This is a genomic window from Paenibacillus dendritiformis (assembly GCF_945605565.1).
Taxonomy (GTDB): Bacteria; Bacillota; Bacilli; order Paenibacillales; family Paenibacillaceae; genus Paenibacillus_B; species Paenibacillus_B dendritiformis_A.
The window spans coordinates 1,527,099-1,545,000 of sequence record NZ_OX216966.1; the positions used below are offsets into that span (position 1 = coordinate 1,527,099).

Genomic DNA, 17,902 nt, shown 5'->3' on the forward strand with positions numbered 1-17,902 from the left:
ACGATTAAGGAACTCCTTGCGTCCTTATGATGAATCCCCCAACGATTAAGGAACTCCTTGCGTCCTTATGATGAATCCCCCAACGATTAAGGAACTCCTTGCGTCCTTATGATGAATCCCCCAACGATTAAGGAACTCCTTGCGTCCTTACGATGAATCCCCCAACGATTAAGGAACTCCTTACGTCCTTACGATGAATCCCCCAACGGTTCAGGTACTCCCTACGGCCTTATGATGAATATCCCAACCCCTCAGGGACTTTTAGACTCAAGACAAGACATTTCATTTGTTCAGCGGGCAAAGGCTGCAAATCTTCTGTTTCCTGGTGACATTACCCCAAAAAGATAAGTCTTATTCCATTAATACACTTGACATGGAAACATATGTTTGGTATCTTAAATATGAGAACATACGTTTGTCATTGTTCGATATCAAGGGGGTTGCTGGGATGAAAGGCTGGTTGGGCGTCGGCACTTTGGAGGATGTGGTAAATCGTTTTCCGACGGAAGCATCTTGTGTTCCTGTCCTGTTCTCGTTCAAATGGCCTCATGGCTTCCGCTGCCCGAACTGCCGGCATCACCATGCCTACGTTATCCGAACAAGGCGGCTTCCTCTGTATGAATGCGGCTCTTGCCGCCATCAGACTTCCTTGACTGCAGGGACGATCTTCGAGGGCAGCCGAACCTCTTTGCGGAAGTGGATTGTCGCAATTTGGCTCGTCTCTAATCCAAAGGAAGGCATTAGTGCGGTCAGACTACGCTCGATTATTAATGTCACTTACAAGACCGCATGGTCGATGCTGCATAAAATTCGTACCGCGATTAGCTGTGCTGATGAAGAGGAGCGGCTTGAAGATTATGTGCATGGCTTTATTGCCTTCAATGGCCCTAAACTATATCCCAGTGTCGATCTTGCGCCGCGGGAGCAACCGATAATTGTGGCGGCTTCACTGGCTCCGAATGGGGAGGAACGGCACTATAAAATGAAGCAGGTGAACCGGCAGTACATGTCCGGGAAGCTGCTGCTTCCTTGCGGCTGCGATCGTTTTATCGAAGACCATATCTCTGCGCCGGAGTCGAATGTTTCTATTATCCGCCAGCGCTTTCGGGTCAAGCATAACAGTCCATTGTATGCTGTATTTCGGCGAGCACAGCGTTGGTTATGCGATACGTTCCGCGGGATAAGTGGGAAGTATCTGCAGTATTATTTGGATGAATTTTGCTACCGGGAAAATAGCAGGGCCCGCGAAACGGCAGGATGGGAACCCTTGGCCTCGATATGCTGTGCAGACAACGGGGCAAGACGGCGGTACTTATGGCGGGCATCTACCTCACGGAGCTGTGACCGCTTCCTTGCGGCGGCCTGAATAAATATGGGGGAGTGCAGCGGTCCATATAGGTACTCCAGTGGCTACCGGGTATGTACAGGTTATTTCGTACGACCGATTTATTATTTTAATTTTTCTGATTTTTACCTGGAATGCGGGATGGCAATTCTTGTAGAGCATATCGACTTGCCGTTCCTGAGCTACGGGGATATCGGCTATAAGAGGTCGAAGGGGATGGGAATGCAGAGGTAACGGCAAGGTAATGGAAAGTAACTGCAACGTAATGGCGCAATAGAAGTAAGGCAATCACAAAGTTAAAGCAAAATAATAGCACAGAGGCAGCAAAGTAATAACAAAGTAGTAGCAAAGTAGTAGCAAAGTAGTAGCAAAGTAGTAGCGAAGTAATAGCTAAGTAATAGCTTTCCTTGCTACTTACATTTATCCAGGGGGACGTCATTCTTTTCTCCTGGTGGATCGGGCGATGCATCCTGAGTCTTTGGGATATTGGCCATAAGAGGCATACCCCCCCTATTCACAATGGATATGGAATACGGGGGATTGGAGAAGACAGGGATACCGAGAATCCGGAATGCGGAATACGGAATGCGGACGGAGGTAGGACACGGTGGTAGAACACGGGGCTGGGGAATTATAGGGCCAGGATACGGAGAAATACGGGGAATTCACAAGAAAGACAAGATATACAGCAAATTCGGGTAGACCAAAAATACGAGAAATACGAGAATTACGAGATGTCCCGGGTTATACGGGGAAGCAGGATACGGGGAGAGCCGGACGGTGGCCCGGCCCTGCCTGTATTTTTATTGCTCCTGCACCGCGGTAGTGGAGTGGCCCTCCACGAGTTGGGGCTGGAACATGATTTTTTGCTTCGGCATATCTGGGGTGTAGGATTGGCGCAGCAGCAGTTGAATCGTCTCCTTGGCCATCTCCGGAATCGGCTGCAGTATTGTCGTAAGGCGAGGGACGACGATTCGGGACAGAATCGTGTCGTCGAAGCCGATGATCGACAGGTCGTCCGGAATGCGCAGCCCGAGCTGCTGGGCTGATTGCATGGAACCGACGGCGAGCAGGTCGTTGCAGGTGAACAATGCCGTGGGACGGGTCTCCGTTCCGAGCACGCGGGTGGCGCCCGCCAAGCCGTCCTCTAACGATGAGTTCACTTTCACAATCCAATCCTCATTGACGGCAATACCGGCGTCGCTCATCGCCTGCTTCGCGCCGCGCACCCGGTACTCGCCGCTGGGGCTGTCCTCCGTGACGATGCCGATGCGCCGGTGCCCCAAGGCAATCAGGTGCTGGATCGCCACGTAGCCTCCTTTATAGTCATCCACGGTAATGGTATGCATGGATAAGGAAGGAATATCTTTGGAGAAGAGCACAACAGGGAAGCCCTCGGGAATGCTCTCCTGCAGCAGCGGCCAACGCGAAAATTCGCAGGCGACGATTAGGCCGTCGATCTGCTTGCGCTGCAGCAGGGAAATATAGTTAAGGCCTTTGTCGTCCTTGTTATCGGTGCTGCACATAACGATGCTGTAGCCTTCCGCCTGAGCCTGATCCTCCAAATTGCGGGCGACCTCGGCGAAGAAGGGGTTGGCCAGATCGGAGATGAGCAGGCCGAAGGTAGACGTCTTTTTGCCCGTGAGCGCCGATGCGACGACGCTCGGCTGGTACTGCAGCTCCTTCATAATATGGATGACTCTCTCCCGCGTCTTCCCGCTGATGTTGCCGGTCTGATTGACCACCTTGGACACCGTAGCGATGGAGACGCCGGCAGCTTTTGCGACATCATAAATGGTTGCTTTCATAAACAAACCTCTCTAACTGGCTTACCACGTAAACCTATCATGCATGCTCCTAGCTATCTCAATTATAGACAACAAATGGTGAATGGACTACATCTATAGACAACAAAAGGAGAATGGACTACATCTATAGACAACAAAAGGAGAATGGACGACATCCATTCTCCTCGACCTTGCCGAATCGTTTTGATGTGGAACAACGAAAGAAGACTACTTGGCGAACAGCCATTCGTGAGCCGGATCGTTATGGAATTTCCAGGTCCGCTTCGGGCCTGCCATGACGTTCAAATAATAGGAGTCGTAGCCCGGAGGCGCCGAGACGGGATGATACCCTTCCGGAACCAGTACGACATGCCGGTGTGGGACCGCCATGTTCTCGTCGAGTGTGCGATCGTCGTTGTAGACCCGCTGCATGACGAAGCCCTGTGCGGGATTCACCTCGTGGTAGTAGGTCTCCTCCAAATACGACTCCCGCGGCAAATCGTCCTGGTCATGCTTGTGCGGCGGATAGCTCGACCAATGTCCTGCGGGCGTAAAGACCTCCACGACGAGCAGGCTGTCCGCCTCCTTCTGCTCCGGCAAAATATTATGGATATGCCGCTCCATGCTGCCTGAACCGCGCGTCTCTACGCCGACATCTTCAGGCGCGATGACGCGGGCTGGGTACGTTCCCTTGCCAGGCGCTGAGCAGACGGCCAATTCCAGCGCCGTCTCTGCCTGAACGGAGTAGCGGTCATCATTCGGCACATAGACAGAGAAGGGAGGGATGCGATCGAAGACGCTCATGCGATGGCCAAGCGTGCCGAACGATTGCTTGGCGGTCTCGATCTTCGCCTTACCGCTCAACAGAACGAGGCAGACCTCACGGTCGTTCGTTGCCCGTTCCAAGACCTCGCCCGGGCGCAAGGAATATACTTCGAAGCCGACATACTCCCAGCCGGCGGAATCCGGCGTGACGGATAAAATTTGGCCGTGCTCGTCTCTCGGTACAGGTGCCACAATTAATTTTGACATGAAAGAATCTCCTCCCGAGCCAATAGTAGAAATGCATAAGGCGGATTGATGGGACAGAAAACCCTGGCTGCTCAGCGGAACTCAGCCGGAAGGTCCTATCCTGGCTTGCTGTTACCGCCCGTGCACAGATACGGATTCATGTTCCAGCTTGACGGGGCGTCCGCTGTGCAGCGACTCTTTCGCCGCGCGGGCGATTCGCTCCGCCTGCAGTCCGTCGTTCGCGTCGCACGCGATAGGCCGATCGTCAAGAACGGCGCGAACGAATTCTTCGACCTCGCGAATATAGGCTTGTGTATACCGCTCCAAAAAGAAATATAACGGCTTGTCCATATGCACCCCGTCCGCCGTAGAGACTAGCGCGGTGGATGCGCGGTCATTGTCCGTCGTGACGCTGCCCGCTGAACCGAACGCTTCCAGACGCTGATCGTAACCGTAAACGGCCTTGCGGCTGTTCTCAATGATGCCGAGGGCGCCGTTCGCGAAGCGGAGACTGACGATGGCGGTATCGATATCGCCCAATTCGCCGATGCGCGGATCGATCAGATTGGCCCCTTGGGCATACACCTCGATCACTTCGCTCTGCATGACATAGCGCGCCATGTCGAAATCGTGAATCGTCATGTCCATGAACAAGCCGCCTGATGTGGCAATATATTCGGCCGATGGCGGCTCCGGATCGCGGGACGTGATGCGCAGCAGATGTGGGGTCCCGATCTTGCCCGTTTGCACGATATCACGCGCTTTTTGGAAATTATGGTCAAAACGGCGGTTGAACCCAACCTGCATCTTCACGCCTGCTGCTTTCACCGCAGCCACAGCCTGCTCCGTAGTGTTCACGGAGAAGCTGACCGGCTTCTCGCAGAAAATATGCTTGCCCGCTTGGGCTGCCTCCTCAATGATCGCGGCGTGCGTGCTCGTAGGCGAGCAAATGAACACGGCCTGAATGTCCGGATCATTCAGCAAATCGCGGTAATCGCTTGTCACCACCGGAATTCCAAGCCCGGAAGCCCAAGCGTCCAGTCCTTCAATGCATACGTCCGATATGGCGCGAACTTGCGCATCGCGCATCTGTTGAATATGGCCGGCGTGCAGCTTGCCGATGCGCCCGGCACCGATGATTCCCACTTGAAGCATGAATATCCCCGCTTTCTCGGTAGCATAAAATCTAGGTAAAGCAAGGGAAAGCGCTTAACTCACAATCAACTATACGCGATAAATAAAGCGTTATCAAGGTGAAAATCTTTAGGAGTGCGATAAAGCCGCGTCAATACTCAATCTAACGCGCTATATTTTCAATATGATAAAAGGAGACATTGTGAAAAAAAGAACTTAAAATTTGCAGAAAAAAGCGTTTACATCGCCGAAAAGGTGTGACTATAATTAGCCGTAAGGTAAGCGCTTAACTCAAATGCATGGATGCAGTAATTACATCATCGCGTTGCTTCAGCCTGCCTGCCATGGCTTGAAGCAGACCGCACGGAGGTGCTGACTGGGCATGAATGCATTGGTATTTCCAGCGAATCGCCCGTTTGATCTGATTGCGATCGGGAGATTGTGCATTGATCTGAATGCGAACGAGATTCATCGGCCAATGGAGGAGACGAGGACATTCACGAAATACGTCGGGGGATCTCCGGCCAATATTGCGATTGGCGCGGCCCGTCTCGGGATGAAGAGCGGCTTCATCGGCAAGCTGGCCGATGACCAAATGGGCCGTTACATCGAGCAGTATTTAAAAGAGAAATCGATAGATACGTCACAGCTGTCTGTAGACAAGACGGGCGCCGTGACTGGCCTGACTTTTACGGAAATCAAAAGTCCAACCGACTGCAGCATTCTTATGTACCGGGACAATGCGGCCGATCTGCTGCTGAAGCCGGAGGAAGTGTCGGAGTCGTATATTAAGCAGACGAAGGCGCTGCTTGTGTCGGGAACTGCGCTGGCCGCCAGCCCGTCGCGCGAGGCGGTGTTTGTCGCTTTGGACTTTGCGCGCAAGCATGGGGTATTCGTGTTCTTTGATTTGGATTACCGTCCGTACACGTGGAAAAACACGGCCGAGACGTCGATCTACTACCAGCTCGCGGCCGAGAAGTGCGATTTTATTATCGGCACTCGTGAAGAGTTCGACATGATGGAGAAGTTCGCTGGCCATCAGGCGGATGATCGGCTGACGGCGGAGAAATGGTTCGGGCATCATGCGCAAGTGGTGCTCATCAAGCATGGGGGAGACGGCTCAATCGCTTACACGAAGGAGGGCGGATCCTATAAAGGCGGCATTTTCAAGACGAAGGTGCTGAAAACGTTCGGTGCCGGCGATTCCTACGCGTCCGCCATGATTTACGGCTTGATGCAGGGATGGGAACTGCCGCGAGCGATGGAATACGGCAGCGCGTCGGCGGCCATCGTCATATCCCGCCACAGCTGCTCCGAGGCGATGCCGACGGTGGAAGAGCTGAACGCGTTCATCGACAGCGCGGAGCGAACATGATGGGAGGAGAATCGAGCATGGCTGAAGCAACAACCATTCGCAACTATGTCGGAGGGGAATGGAAGGCGTCGACATCAGGCAAGACGGAGCCGGTCTACAATCCGGCGACAGGAGAAATTATCGCGCACGTGCCGCTTTCAAGCCGGGAAGAGCTGAATGAGGCGGCCGAGGCGGCCGCAGAGTCGTTCAAAACGTGGTCCCGCACCGCCGTGCCGCGCCGGGCGCGCATTATGTTCAAATACCAGCAGCTCTTGATCGAGCATTGGGATGAGCTGGCGAAGCTCATTACGATGGAGAATGGAAAAAACTACAAGGAAGCATACGGCGAGGTGCAGCGCGGCATCGAATGCGTCGAATTTGCCGCCGGCGCCCCGACGCTCATGATGGGCAAGCAGCTGCCCGACATCGCGACGAACATCGAATCCGGCATGTATCGTTATCCGCTCGGCGTCGTCGGAGGCATTACGCCATTCAATTTCCCGATGATGGTGCCGTGCTGGATGTTCCCGCTTGCGATCGCCTGCGGCAACACGTTCGTGCTGAAGCCGTCCGAGCGCACGCCGCTGCTGGCTTGCCGCTTGGCGGAGCTGATGGAGGAAGCGGGCCTGCCTCGCGGCGTGCTCAACATCGTGCATGGCGCGCATGACGTCGTGAACGGCCTGCTCGATCATCCGTTGGTCAAGGCGATTTCCTTCGTTGGCTCCCAGCCTGTCGGCGAGTACGTCTATAAGCGCGGAACGGCGAACCTGAAGCGTGTGCAAGCGTTGACCGGAGCCAAAAACCATTCGATTGTCATGGAGGACGCCGATTTGGAGCTTGCCGCGACGCAGATCATCAATGCCGCCTTCGGCTCCGCCGGAGAGCGCTGCATGGCTTGCGCGGTTGTTCTTGTGCAGGAATCGGTCGCGGATGAGCTTGTATCGCGTCTGGCCAAAGCTTCCGACGAGCTTATTATCGGCAATGGAGCACGGGAGGACGTCTTCCTCGGGCCGGTTATCCGCGAAGCGCATAAGGAACGCGCGCTTGGTTATATCGACTCCGGCGTCCAGGAAGGGGCACGGCTTGTCCGCGACGGCCGCCGAGATGCGGAAGCGAGCGGCGAGGGCTACTTTATGGGGCCGACGATTTTTGATAATGTGACGCAGGAAATGAAAATTTGGCAGGATGAGATTTTCGCGCCGGTGCTGTCGGTTGTGCGCGTGAAAGATCTGGATGAAGCCATCGCGTGGGCGAATGCATCCCGGTTCGCGAATGGCGCCTGCCTCTTTACCGGAAGCGGCGCTTATATGCGCCAGTTCCGCGAGCATATCGATGCGGGCATGCTCGGCGTGAACGTGGGCGTTCCGGCGCCAATGGCGTTCTTCCCGTTCTCGGGCTGGAAGGATTCCTTTTATGGCGACCTGCATGCGAACGGAACGGATGGGGTGGAATTTTATACGCGCAAAAAGATGATTACTACGCGCTGGTAAGGACGGTGTTCGGAATGGAAACGATTCGCTTGACGACGGCCCAAGCGCTCGTCAAATTTCTCGATCAGCAGTATATCGAGTTTGACGGAGAGGAGCAGCGCTTTGTCAAAGGGATTTTTACGATATTCGGCCATGGCAATGTGCTCGGCTTAGGCCAGGCGCTGGAGGAAGACTGCGGCGGCCTGGAAGTATACCAAGGGCGCAACGAGCAAGGAATGGCCCATGCCGCGGTGGCGTTCGCGAAGCAGATGCGGCGCAGGCAGATCTGTGCCTGCACGTCGTCGGTCGGGCCTGGCGCCGCCAATATGGTGACGGCCGCAGCCACGGCGACGGCCAATCAGATTCCGGTATTGCTGCTGCCGGGGGACACGTTCGCCTCGCGCCAGCCCGATCCGGTGCTGCAGCAGATCGAACAGCCGCATGACCTGACGGTATCGACGAATGACGCGTTCCGTCCGGTCAGCAAATATTGGGACCGCATCATGCGGCCGGAGCAGTTGATGACCGCGCTTCTTCATGCGATGCGCGTACTGACGAATCCGGCCGATACGGGAGCGGTCACGATCGCGCTGCCGCAGGATGTGCAGGGGGAAGCGTATGATTACCCTGCATCGTTTTTCGCGAAGCGCATGCATCGGATAGACCGCCGCCCGGCGTCGGAAGCGGCGCTCGAAGATGCGGTCCGGCTCATGATGAGCAAGCGCAAGCCGCTGATCATCTGCGGGGGCGGCGTTCGTTACTCCGAGGCCGGAGCGGAGCTGCAAGCCTTTGCGGAAGCTTTGCACATTCCGCTGGCAGAGACGCAGGCGGGCAAGAGCGCGGTGCCGGGTTCGCACCCGCTCAATCTCGGCGGCGTCGGGGTAACTGGCAACGGAGCGGCGAACGCGATCGCCAAGGAGGCCGATCTCATTATCGGCGTCGGCACGCGTTTCACCGACTTCACGACCGGCTCGAAGGAGCTGTTCAGCGGCCCCGGCACGGACATCCTGACGGTGAACGTGTCCGAGTTCCATGCGCTCAAGCTGGAGGCGACACCGGTCGTGGCCGATGCGAAGGCCGCGCTGATTGCGCTGCGGCAGCGGCTGGAGGCGGCCGGGTACCGCTCGGGCTATACGACCGAGATTGAAGCGGCGCGCGCCGCCTGGAGCGAGGAGTGGAAGCGCCTGGCCGGCATCCAGTACGCGGCCGGCGCGTTCACGCCCGAAGTCTCGGGGCATTTGGATGAGGCGCTGCCGGAATATGCCGAGGCGCTCGGCAGCTGCCTGACGCAGACCCGGGTGCTGGCGGCATTGAACCGGCTGCTCGGAGACGACGCCGTCGTCGTAGGCGCCTCGGGGAGCTTGCCTGGCGACCTGCAGCGGATGTGGGTGGCCGAAGCGCCCCATTCGTACCATATGGAATACGGATATTCCTGCATGGGCTATGAAATTTCGGGGGCGCTTGGCGTGAAGATGGCGGAGCCGGATCGCGAAGTGTATGCGTTCGCGGGGGATGGAAGCTACCTGATGCTTCACTCCGAGCTCGTCACGAGCATTCAGGAAGGACAAAAGATTAATGTGCTGCTGTTCGACAACAATGGCTTCGGCTGCATTAACAACCTGCAAATGGGACACGGCATGGGCAGCTTCGGAACGGAATTCCGCGCCCGCAATACATCCACCGGCAAGCTGGACGGCCCGCTTGTCGGCATTGATTTCGCCCGCAGCGCCGCAGGCTACGGCGTGATAACCTATACGGCTCGCACGCTGGAGGAGCTGGAGCAGGCCGTCGCGGACGCGAAGCGGCAGACGGTCTCCACGCTCATTGATATCAAAGTGCTGCCGAAGACGATGACGAACGGTTACGGCGCTTGGTGGAACGTCGGCGTCGCAGAAGTGTCCGGGAAGCCGGACATTGCGCGCGCGAGCGAGGAGCGGCGGCGGTTTTTGCAGCAAGCAAGACCTTATTAATACGAAGACGACAACGAAGATCGCGCCTCGGCGGAGCGGGCGTGCAGACGCGGCACCCGCCCGGCATTCTGCCGAGGGCGCGATGACATCAGGGAGGAATGGATATGTTTGCAGCAGGCAGCGTAAAAATAGGGATTGCACCCATCGGCTGGACGAATGACGATATGCCGGAGCTGGGCGGAGAGAATACGTTCGAGCAATGTGTAAGCGAGATGGCGCTCGCAGGATATGCGGGCACGGAGGTCGGCAACAAGTACCCGCGGGATACCGGCGCGCTGCAAAAGGCGCTCCGTCTGCGCAAGCTGGAGGTGGCCAGCGCCTGGTTCAGCGCCTACCTTACCGTTAAGCCGCTGGAAGAGACGACAGCGGCATTTGTTCAACACCGCGACTTCCTGCACGCCATGGGGGCGAAGGTGATTGTCGTATCCGAGCAGGGGCACAGCGTTCAAGGCATGATGGATACCCCGCTGTTCGAGCGCAAGCCGGTGTTCGGAGAGCAAGATTGGAAGCGCTTAACCGAGGGTCTGCATGTGCTTGGCGAGTTGGCTAAGGACAAGGATATGGACATCGTGTACCATCATCATATGGGCACAGGCGTGCAGACGGAAGAGGAGATCGCCCGTCTCATGGAGGGGACGAATCCGGAACTGGTGTCTTTGCTCTACGATACCGGCCATCTTGTGTTCTCGGGCGAAGAGCCGCTGAGCATATTGAACCGCTATATGGACCGGATTAAGCATGTCCATTTGAAGGACGTCCGAGCCGACGTGGCGCGCCGCGTGCGCGAGGAGGGGCTCAGCTTCCTGCAGGCGGTGAAGGAAGGCGTATTTACCGTTCCCGGAGACGGCTGCATCGACTTCGCGCCGCTATTCCGGGCCTTGTCCGCGGCCGGATACCGCGGCTGGATGCTCGTGGAAGCGGAGCAGGACCCCGCCAAAGCGAATCCGTTCGAGTACGCGTTGTTAGCGCGAGACTATATTCAGCGCCAAGCTGGCGTATAAGTTGCGAGTTCAGTCAGACGAAGGGGAGAGATGGATCTATGGGAGACAACAGAGTCGTATCGGTAGGACTCGTCGGCTTGGGGCGGCTCGGACGGCAGCATGCCGAGAACTTGGCGTATCGCATTCCGAACTGCAGACTGACGGCGGTATGCAGCATCAAGGCGGAGGAGGTTGAAGAAGCGCAGGCGCAGTTAGGTGTTCCTTACGGTTATACCGACTATGAGGACATGCTGCGGAATAAGGAGCTGGACGCGATTTTCATCGCTTCGCCGTCCTCCTATCATTGCGATCAGATTGAAAAGGCATTGGCGGCAGGCTTTCACGTCTTCAGCGAAAAGCCGCTCGGACTTTATATGGAAGAAGCGCTTCGCGTGCAGGAGGCGGTGCGCAGCCATCCGAATCAGGTATTCATGCTCGGCTTTATGCGGAGATATGATCGCTCCTACGTCTATGCCAAGCGGAAAATCGAAGCGGGAGCGATCGGCGAGCCCGTGCTGATTCGCTGTTATGGGCTCGATCCGGCCCAAGCGATGCCCGGTTTTTTGCAGTTCGCCAAGAGCAACTACAGCGGAGGCTTGTTCCTCGATATGGCGATACACGACCTGGATTTGGCGCGGTGGTATTTGGGCGTGGAAGCGGAGCGGGTATGGGCCATCGGCGGCTCTCACCGCTATACGGAGCTGGCGCAGCTGCAAGACGCTGAGACGGGCGCGGCCCTGGTCCAATTTGCCGGGAATAAAATGGGGGTATTCGTAGCGGGACGCAATTGCGCGCATGGCTATCATATCGAGACGGAGATTATCGGGACGCTCGGAACGCTGCGCATTGGAACCGTCCCCGAGAAAAATCAGGTGGCGATCATGGACGACCGCGGCGTGGTGCGCGAATGTGCGCAAGGCTTCCTGGAGCGGTTCGAGCAGGCTTATTTGGATGAGGCGATTGAATTTGTGGAGGCCATTCTTGAGGGAAGACAACCGGGAGTCAGGGTGGAAGACGGGGTGCTGTCGACCGCGCTTGGGTATGCATGCAAGGAATCGTATGACACCGGCCGATTGGTTGAGGTGTGTGCGCCTGCAGCCTTAAGCGGCTCGCACGATACGAGGTAGACTTACAGATCTCTCTACGCGTGGAGAAGGAGGGCACTCATGACCTACATTACTGTCATTACCTTTTTATTGTACACCGGAATTGTCGCCTGGTACTCCTGGTACAAAACGCGCAGCATTAACCTCAACAGCTCGGATGGATATTTTCTCGGCGGACGCAGCTTGACTGGTGTTGTAATCGCTTTCTCTCTTCTGTTGACCAATCTGTCGACGGAGCAAATGGTCGGCTTGAACGGACAAAGCTATGCGACGTCCATGGTCGTCATGGCCTGGGAAGTGACATCCCCGATTGCGCTGATTTTCATGGCGTTTGTGTTTTTGCCCCGTTATTTGAAGACGGGCATTACGACCATCCCGGATTTTCTGGAGCAGCGCTACGATCTGCGGACGCGCCAGATTATTTCCGTTCTCTTTTTGCTGGGGTACGCGGTGGCTTACTTGCCGACGGTCCTGTATTCCGGAGCACTTGTGCTGGATACGATATTCAATATTTCCGACCTGTTCGGCTTGAGTGACTTCAACATCATTTTGATCGTGTCGCTTGCGATTGGAATTACGGGGATTGCTTATGTCGTACTTGGCGGATTGCGCGCATGCGCGCTCTCGGATACGCTGAACGGCGTCGGGCTTATTGTCGGCGGGCTGCTGATTACATTTCTTGGCCTGTTCGCGCTTGGCGGGGGCAGCCTGGTCGAAGGCGTGAACACCTTGCTGCACAAAGAGCCCGCAAAATTAAACTCGATAGGAGACAGTTCCTCTCCCGTGCCATGGGTTACCATCTTCGCAGGGCTGCTGTTCAACAACCTGTTCTACTGGTGTACGAATCAAGCCATCGTCCAGCGTACACTCGGTGCGAAGAACTTGAAGGAAGGACAGAAGGGCGTGCTGTATGCCGGGATGTTCAAAATTTTCGGCGCCTTCTATCTGGTGCTGCCGGGCATCATCGCGTATCATCTGTTCAACAATTCGTTAAGCAATGCCGATCTGGCTTATCCGTCGCTTGTTATTGAAGTGCTGCCGACGCTGCTGTCCGGATTTTTCGCAGCCGTTCTGTTCGGCGCGATCTTAAGCTCCTTTAACGGGGCTTTGAACAGCTCGTTGACCTTGTTTACACTCGATATTTATAAGCCGATATTCAAGCCGGATGCGACGGAGCAACAATTGGTGAAGGCCGGCAGAAGGTTTGCGATTGCGCTGGGCCTCGTTGCCGTTATCGTAGCGCCATTCATTTTGTATGCGCCTTCCGGATTGTATTACTACTTGCAGGAGATGTTCGGGTTTTATAATATCCCGATCATTGCTGCGGTCGTCGTCGGTTTTTTCAGCAAAAAAGTGCCGGCCATCGCACCCAAGATTGCATTGTGCGTACACGTCGTGCTGTACACCTTATCGAAGTTTTTCATGGGCACGATCAATTTCTTGTACATTTTAAGCGTATTATTCCCGGTATGTGTACTCGTCATGCTTCTTATCGGAAAATGGAAGCCGCGCGAGCAGGATTTCGAGCTGTTCGAATCGGGGAAAGTCGATTTGACGCCATGGAAACATGCAAAAGTCTTTACGATCGTCATGGTGCTGTTGATGGTGGCCGTATATGTTTTATTCTCTCCTTGGGGCATCGCCGCATAATTACGGACAGATTCTTACTTCCAGAGCGGTTCATCTTCTTCAGCACAAAAGCTGCCGAACGCGTCGGCAGCTTTTTTCTTGGGCTGTCACATGATTCTTCCTTCGAAGTATGATATAGTGTAACTCAGAGGTAAGCGATTACATCTGGAGGTTTGTGTTATCGGTATCCCCAAGGGGTTGTCTCCAGAGACTATATCATTTTAATGAAGAGGTGGATGCGATGAAAGCAGGTCTCAGCACGTACAGTCTGCTGCAAGCGATCAGAGCGGGCGAGATGACGGTATTGGACGTTATTGACTGGATTGCCGACAACGGCGGGGAGCATATGGAGATTGTTCCTTACGGCTTTACTTTGGTCGACAATCCGGAATTGGCGGATGCCGTTCGCGATAAGGCGAAGGAGCGCGGCATTGAACTCTCGAACTACTCGATGCCGGCCAACTTCGTTCAGGAGACAGAGGAAGCCTTCGAGGCGGAAGTCGAACGCGTCAAGCAGCATGTCGATCTCCTGCATCGGATGAGGATCAAGCATATGCGCCATGATGTCACGGCGTTCACCCTGCCGAAGGAGCAAATGACGATCGAATGGTTCGAGGCGAATCTGCATCTGATGGTGGAAGGAAGCCGCCGGATTGCGGATTATGCGGCACAGTTCGGCATTACGACGACCTTGGAAAACCACGGCTTCTCTGCTCAAGCAAGCGACCGCGTGCAGCGTATATTGTTATCGGTAAACCGTCCGAATTTCAAAACGACGCTCGATGTCGGGAACTTCCTGTGCGTCGATGAGAATCCGCTTGTCGGCGTGAAGAAAAACTTGCCGTATGCTTCGCTGGTCCATGTGAAGGATTTTTATGTGCGTCCATTCTATGAGCATCCGGGCGAGGGAGACTGGTTCCTGACGGCGAACGATAATTATTTGCGTGGAGCGATTCTGGGCCAGGGCGACTTGCCGATGCGGGAGATCATCAAGCTTATCAAGCAATCCGGTTATGACGGATATATTACGCTTGAGTTCGAGGGTATGGAAGATTGCCGGGTCGGCTCATCGATCGGATTGAAAAATTTGAAGCGTTTCTGGGATGAAGCCTAAGCGTTAGTACGGGGCATTTTTTCATAAAAATAACATGCAGGGAAAGGCCGTTCTCGCCATTAGCGGGAAACGGTCTTTCTTCATTAGAAGGGGGGATGGGGGCTGCGCTTCTTTCAACCACTATCCCATTGACTCAGAATGAGCGGCCCTCTGCTCAGTTAATGGTGTGATTGATGGCTTGAGTGGGTGCTAGTAACGGGGAGGGGATCCTGAGCGAGGGGGAGAGTGTGCATAAGGTCCGGCAACAACCTTTTTTGGTATGTTGGAAATGCAACCTTGCAGCCGCTTGATCGCATCTATGTATATAGAGAGCCAATGGGGGGAGAAGATGAACGCCGAACAGGAATGGGTGACAAGGCTGCGCGGCGGCGACCGCGAAGCGCTGCGTTCGCTCATGGATGCATACGGTCATGACGTCATGCGGATGGCTGCCTTGCTGCTTGGCGATCGGCATGGCGCTGAGGACATCAGCCAGGAAGTGTTCTGGACCGTGTTCCGCCGAATTCATCAGAAGTCGGAAAACGGCAGCTTACGGGCATGGATCATGAAGATTACGGTGAATCTGTGCCGGGCCCAGATGCGGAAGGCGTCATGGAAGCGGCTCTTCTTCACGGAGCAGCCGTGGCGGAATGAGATCTCCTCCATCGGAACCACGGAAGCGGTGGCGCTGCGCCTCACGTTGGGGGAATGCATTCAGAAGCTGTCTTATCCAGATCGGGAGATCATCGTGCTTCATTATTTTCAAGATTGGGCCATTGCCGACATAAGCGCCGTACTAGGACAGCCCGAAGGTACGGTGAAGAGCAGACTGTCGCGTGCGCGGAGCAAGCTTGAACGAATCTTGAAGGAAAGCGGGTGGGAGCATGAGTGAGCGTTGGCGCGAGGCGCTGCAGGAAGAGATGACGCAGGTGGCATTTACCGAGAAAATGAAGCAAGAGGTGATCGCGCATGCGAAGCCTTCCCTGTGGGAGCGTGAAATCCGGATTCCGCTGCGCTTGGCGATTCCGGGCTTATTCCTGTCGCTGCTCCTCGCACTCTCCCCGCTGCTCCTGCCTGGGGGGACAGGCGAGTCGGATCGGATGGCTAAGGATGAGACGGCCGCATCGGAAGACAGCTTCGTCTACGTGGGCGGCATCTATATTCGGGCTTCGCTGCTGGAGAAGGAGGGAAGAGATTGATACGGTTAAAAGTTCGGCATCTCGCCATCCTATTGGCCGTGCTGGCCGCTTTGTCGGGATTGTCCTGGATCCTGCCGAAGATAGCGGCACAGCCACATGAATTTTGGTTGTCATTTCTTGGGCGGGGGGAGGATACGGCCAATGAAAGGTACTTTGCGCTAATGAACAGCCATCTTCCCGCACGTGAGAACATGCTGTATATCGGTAAGAATAGTTCCTCCTTCTCGACGCAAGGATCGGAAAACACGGAGCTATCCGTGGAGGCGATGGAACAGCAGGCCGAGCAATTCCTTCGCGACTACCCCGATCATCCGAATGCCTCTCTCGCTCGGAGCCGGCTCGCCAATATCTATATGCTGGACAAAAGATGGGAGAAAGCAGAGCGGCTGTACAAGGAATTGATGCGAAGCGATTCGTTGCATAATTTTGAATACCGCGATCAAGTGAAGCTGCTGGAATCAAGAGCGCCCAAGCCAGGAGAGAAGCCGATGCTGAGCGGCACCGTTATGCGAGGGCAACAACCGCTCGAAGGAGCTGTCGTCGTGCTGCGTAAGACGGACGCGAACTCGTGGCACTCTCCACCCCGCCCGGATATTTATCCAATGGCAATGACGGATGAGAACGGGGAATTCCGTTTTTATCAGGTGCCGGAACAGACCTATGATATCGAAATCGGAGCTCCGCTGCGGGAACTGGATTCCTATACGTACGCAGAGACTTCGCCGGATAGCATCGTGTTGAAGAAAGGGCAATCGGTGGAAGGGATTGTTATGCAGTTGAATCCGAATCTCACCGTCCTTGAGCCGCAAGGTCCTGTCACCGTGGAGGGCGATGCGGTTACGATGCGATGGGAAGCCTATCCGGGCGCTGCCTATTATGTGGTGCAATGGATGGAGCCGCATCAGTCTCGCTCCGGCAAATCCCGGGGGGCGGCCACTCATGTGCTTCCGGGAAAGCATGCAGGGACGAAAGCTACGTACCGTCTATCGGAGCTGAGAGAGAATGGTGCCGCCGGCGGCGGAATGAATTGGTCGCCTGATGAGGGCATCTGGATTTATCCTTCCTATTTGCTCGGTATCGGATACCCTGGCGCCCAGTATGTGTGGAGCGTCGATGCCTATGACGATCAGGACAGGAAAATTAGCAGCTCCCGGCCATACGCGATCGTCGACCAAAGGGAGCTGCCGCTCATTCGCATCCCGGATGGCCCGCTGTCGGACGGAGATCGATACGTTCTGCAGGCGGATTATGAGTCGGCCAAGCGCGCTTACTTGAAGGAAGGCAATAATCGGCATGCATTGCGGGTCCTTGCCCGCATGGAAATGATCGGGACGACGAAGGATTCCTGGGGAGATGAGAAGAAGGCACTTTATTATTTGAAGCAAATCGATCAGCCGGACCTCTCCGATCTGAAAATGATGGAGCTGTGCTATTCCCGCTTAAAGATGGAGGACGAAGCGGAACGGATACGGAGGGAAGTGGAGCGCCTGGAGGGCGGTCAGGCATCCAGCCGCGATGGTTAGGGATTATGCCGCCGGACCATGGCCAGGTTCGGCGGCGTGTACACCGGCGCATACTTGATTTCCGTTAAGGAAAATCTCGCCGGTAAGTTGATAAGGAACAGGGAGCAAGGAAAAGTTAATTTAGGGGTTGCTTTTCTAGCAGGAGCGTGATATATTTATATTCCTGTCTTCGACAGAGCAGCATCATCAGCCGCATGAAGCGAAAAAAGATTTTAAAAAAATGCTTGACGCTGAATCGAAGACATGATATATTATAAAAGTCGCCGCTGAACGCGGTGAAGAAAAGAAAGCAACTTACTAAT

Annotated in this window: 14 protein-coding genes; 11 read left to right on the forward strand and 3 right to left on the reverse strand. The window is 55.3% G+C overall.

Annotated elements, in window-relative coordinates; translation table 11 throughout:
- The first annotated feature begins 448 nt into the window (after positions 1–448).
- Positions 449–1,366: a transposase gene (locus tag NNL35_RS06675; protein WP_006679115.1), complete on the forward strand. Its 918-nt coding sequence runs from the start codon at positions 449–451 to the stop codon at positions 1,364–1,366.
- 782 nt (positions 1,367–2,148) lie between these two features.
- Here NNL35_RS06675 and NNL35_RS06680 read toward each other — a convergent pair.
- The 3 genes from NNL35_RS06680 to iolG all read right to left on the reverse strand — a co-directional run bounded on the left by NNL35_RS06680 (position 2,149) and on the right by iolG (position 5,298).
- Entirely contained in the window at positions 2,149–3,153 is a 1,005-nt protein-coding gene (locus NNL35_RS06680) for a LacI family DNA-binding transcriptional regulator (protein WP_006679117.1), read from the reverse strand.
- 207 nt (positions 3,154–3,360) lie between these two features.
- Positions 3,361–4,164 (reverse strand): 5-deoxy-glucuronate isomerase, encoded by an 804-nt coding sequence (gene iolB / locus NNL35_RS06685; protein WP_006679118.1) that lies wholly within the window; start codon positions 4,162–4,164, stop codon positions 3,361–3,363.
- Positions 4,165–4,275: 111 nt separating this feature from the next.
- A complete protein-coding gene (gene iolG, locus NNL35_RS06690; protein WP_006679119.1) occupies positions 4,276–5,298 on the reverse strand; it encodes an inositol 2-dehydrogenase in 1,023 nt (340 codons plus the stop codon).
- Between the two features lie 361 nt (positions 5,299–5,659).
- Between iolG and iolC the strand changes: the two genes are divergently transcribed.
- The 10 genes from iolC to NNL35_RS06740 all read left to right on the forward strand — a co-directional run bounded on the left by iolC (position 5,660) and on the right by NNL35_RS06740 (position 17,600).
- Positions 5,660–6,652, forward strand: a complete 993-nt coding sequence (gene iolC, locus NNL35_RS06695; protein WP_006679120.1) for a 5-dehydro-2-deoxygluconokinase — start codon at positions 5,660–5,662, stop codon at positions 6,650–6,652.
- Positions 6,653–6,669: 17 nt separating this feature from the next.
- Positions 6,670–8,121 carry a CoA-acylating methylmalonate-semialdehyde dehydrogenase gene (locus NNL35_RS06700; RefSeq protein WP_006679121.1) on the forward strand — a complete coding sequence of 484 codons (1,452 nt, stop codon included), beginning with the start codon at positions 6,670–6,672 and terminating at the stop codon, positions 8,119–8,121.
- 14 nt (positions 8,122–8,135) lie between these two features.
- Positions 8,136–10,070: a 3D-(3,5/4)-trihydroxycyclohexane-1,2-dione acylhydrolase (decyclizing) gene (gene iolD, locus NNL35_RS06705; protein ID WP_006679122.1), complete on the forward strand. Its 1,935-nt coding sequence runs from the start codon at positions 8,136–8,138 to the stop codon at positions 10,068–10,070.
- Between the two features lie 104 nt (positions 10,071–10,174).
- Positions 10,175–11,071, forward strand: a complete 897-nt coding sequence (gene iolE / locus NNL35_RS06710; protein WP_006679123.1) for a myo-inosose-2 dehydratase — start codon at positions 10,175–10,177, stop codon at positions 11,069–11,071.
- A 38-nt stretch (positions 11,072–11,109) separates the two neighbouring features.
- Positions 11,110–12,177, forward strand: a complete 1,068-nt coding sequence (locus tag NNL35_RS06715; RefSeq protein ID WP_006679124.1) for a Gfo/Idh/MocA family oxidoreductase — start codon at positions 11,110–11,112, stop codon at positions 12,175–12,177.
- Between the two features lie 39 nt (positions 12,178–12,216).
- Positions 12,217–13,806 carry a solute:sodium symporter family transporter gene (locus tag NNL35_RS06720; protein WP_006679125.1) on the forward strand — a complete coding sequence of 530 codons (1,590 nt, stop codon included), beginning with the start codon at positions 12,217–12,219 and terminating at the stop codon, positions 13,804–13,806.
- Positions 13,807–14,026: 220 nt separating this feature from the next.
- Positions 14,027–14,899 carry a sugar phosphate isomerase/epimerase family protein gene (locus tag NNL35_RS06725; protein WP_006679126.1) on the forward strand — a complete coding sequence of 291 codons (873 nt, stop codon included), beginning with the start codon at positions 14,027–14,029 and terminating at the stop codon, positions 14,897–14,899.
- A 298-nt stretch (positions 14,900–15,197) separates the two neighbouring features.
- A complete protein-coding gene (locus tag NNL35_RS06730) occupies positions 15,198–15,770 on the forward strand; it encodes an RNA polymerase sigma factor (protein WP_254553037.1) in 573 nt (190 codons plus the stop codon).
- A complete protein-coding gene (locus NNL35_RS06735; RefSeq protein ID WP_006679128.1) occupies positions 15,763–16,077 on the forward strand; it encodes a hypothetical protein in 315 nt (104 codons plus the stop codon). The genes NNL35_RS06730 and NNL35_RS06735 overlap by 8 nt, the downstream gene beginning before the upstream one ends.
- Positions 16,074–17,600, forward strand: a complete 1,527-nt coding sequence (locus NNL35_RS06740; protein WP_006679129.1) for a hypothetical protein — start codon at positions 16,074–16,076, stop codon at positions 17,598–17,600. The genes NNL35_RS06735 and NNL35_RS06740 overlap by 4 nt, the downstream gene beginning before the upstream one ends.
- Positions 17,601–17,902: the final 302 nt, after the last annotated feature.

Coding starts and splice junctions, on each gene's coding strand:
- iolB (WP_006679118.1), bottom strand. CDS start 4,164: ATGTCAAAATTAATTGTGGCACCTGTACCGAGAGACGAGCACGGCCAA.
- iolE (WP_006679123.1), top strand. CDS start 10,175: ATGTTTGCAGCAGGCAGCGTAAAAATAGGGATTGCACCCATCGGCTGG.
- NNL35_RS06735 (WP_006679128.1), top strand. CDS start 15,763: ATGAGTGAGCGTTGGCGCGAGGCGCTGCAGGAAGAGATGACGCAGGTG.
- NNL35_RS06720 (WP_006679125.1), top strand. CDS start 12,217: ATGACCTACATTACTGTCATTACCTTTTTATTGTACACCGGAATTGTC.
- NNL35_RS06730 (WP_254553037.1), top strand. CDS start 15,198: ATGTATATAGAGAGCCAATGGGGGGAGAAGATGAACGCCGAACAGGAA.
- NNL35_RS06715 (WP_006679124.1), top strand. CDS start 11,110: ATGGGAGACAACAGAGTCGTATCGGTAGGACTCGTCGGCTTGGGGCGG.
- iolG (WP_006679119.1), bottom strand. CDS start 5,298: ATGCTTCAAGTGGGAATCATCGGTGCCGGGCGCATCGGCAAGCTGCAC.
- NNL35_RS06675 (WP_006679115.1), top strand. CDS start 449: ATGAAAGGCTGGTTGGGCGTCGGCACTTTGGAGGATGTGGTAAATCGT.
- NNL35_RS06680 (WP_006679117.1), bottom strand. CDS start 3,153: ATGAAAGCAACCATTTATGATGTCGCAAAAGCTGCCGGCGTCTCCATC.
- NNL35_RS06725 (WP_006679126.1), top strand. CDS start 14,027: ATGAAAGCAGGTCTCAGCACGTACAGTCTGCTGCAAGCGATCAGAGCG.
- iolC (WP_006679120.1), top strand. CDS start 5,660: ATGAATGCATTGGTATTTCCAGCGAATCGCCCGTTTGATCTGATTGCG.
- NNL35_RS06700 (WP_006679121.1), top strand. CDS start 6,670: ATGGCTGAAGCAACAACCATTCGCAACTATGTCGGAGGGGAATGGAAG.
- iolD (WP_006679122.1), top strand. CDS start 8,136: ATGGAAACGATTCGCTTGACGACGGCCCAAGCGCTCGTCAAATTTCTC.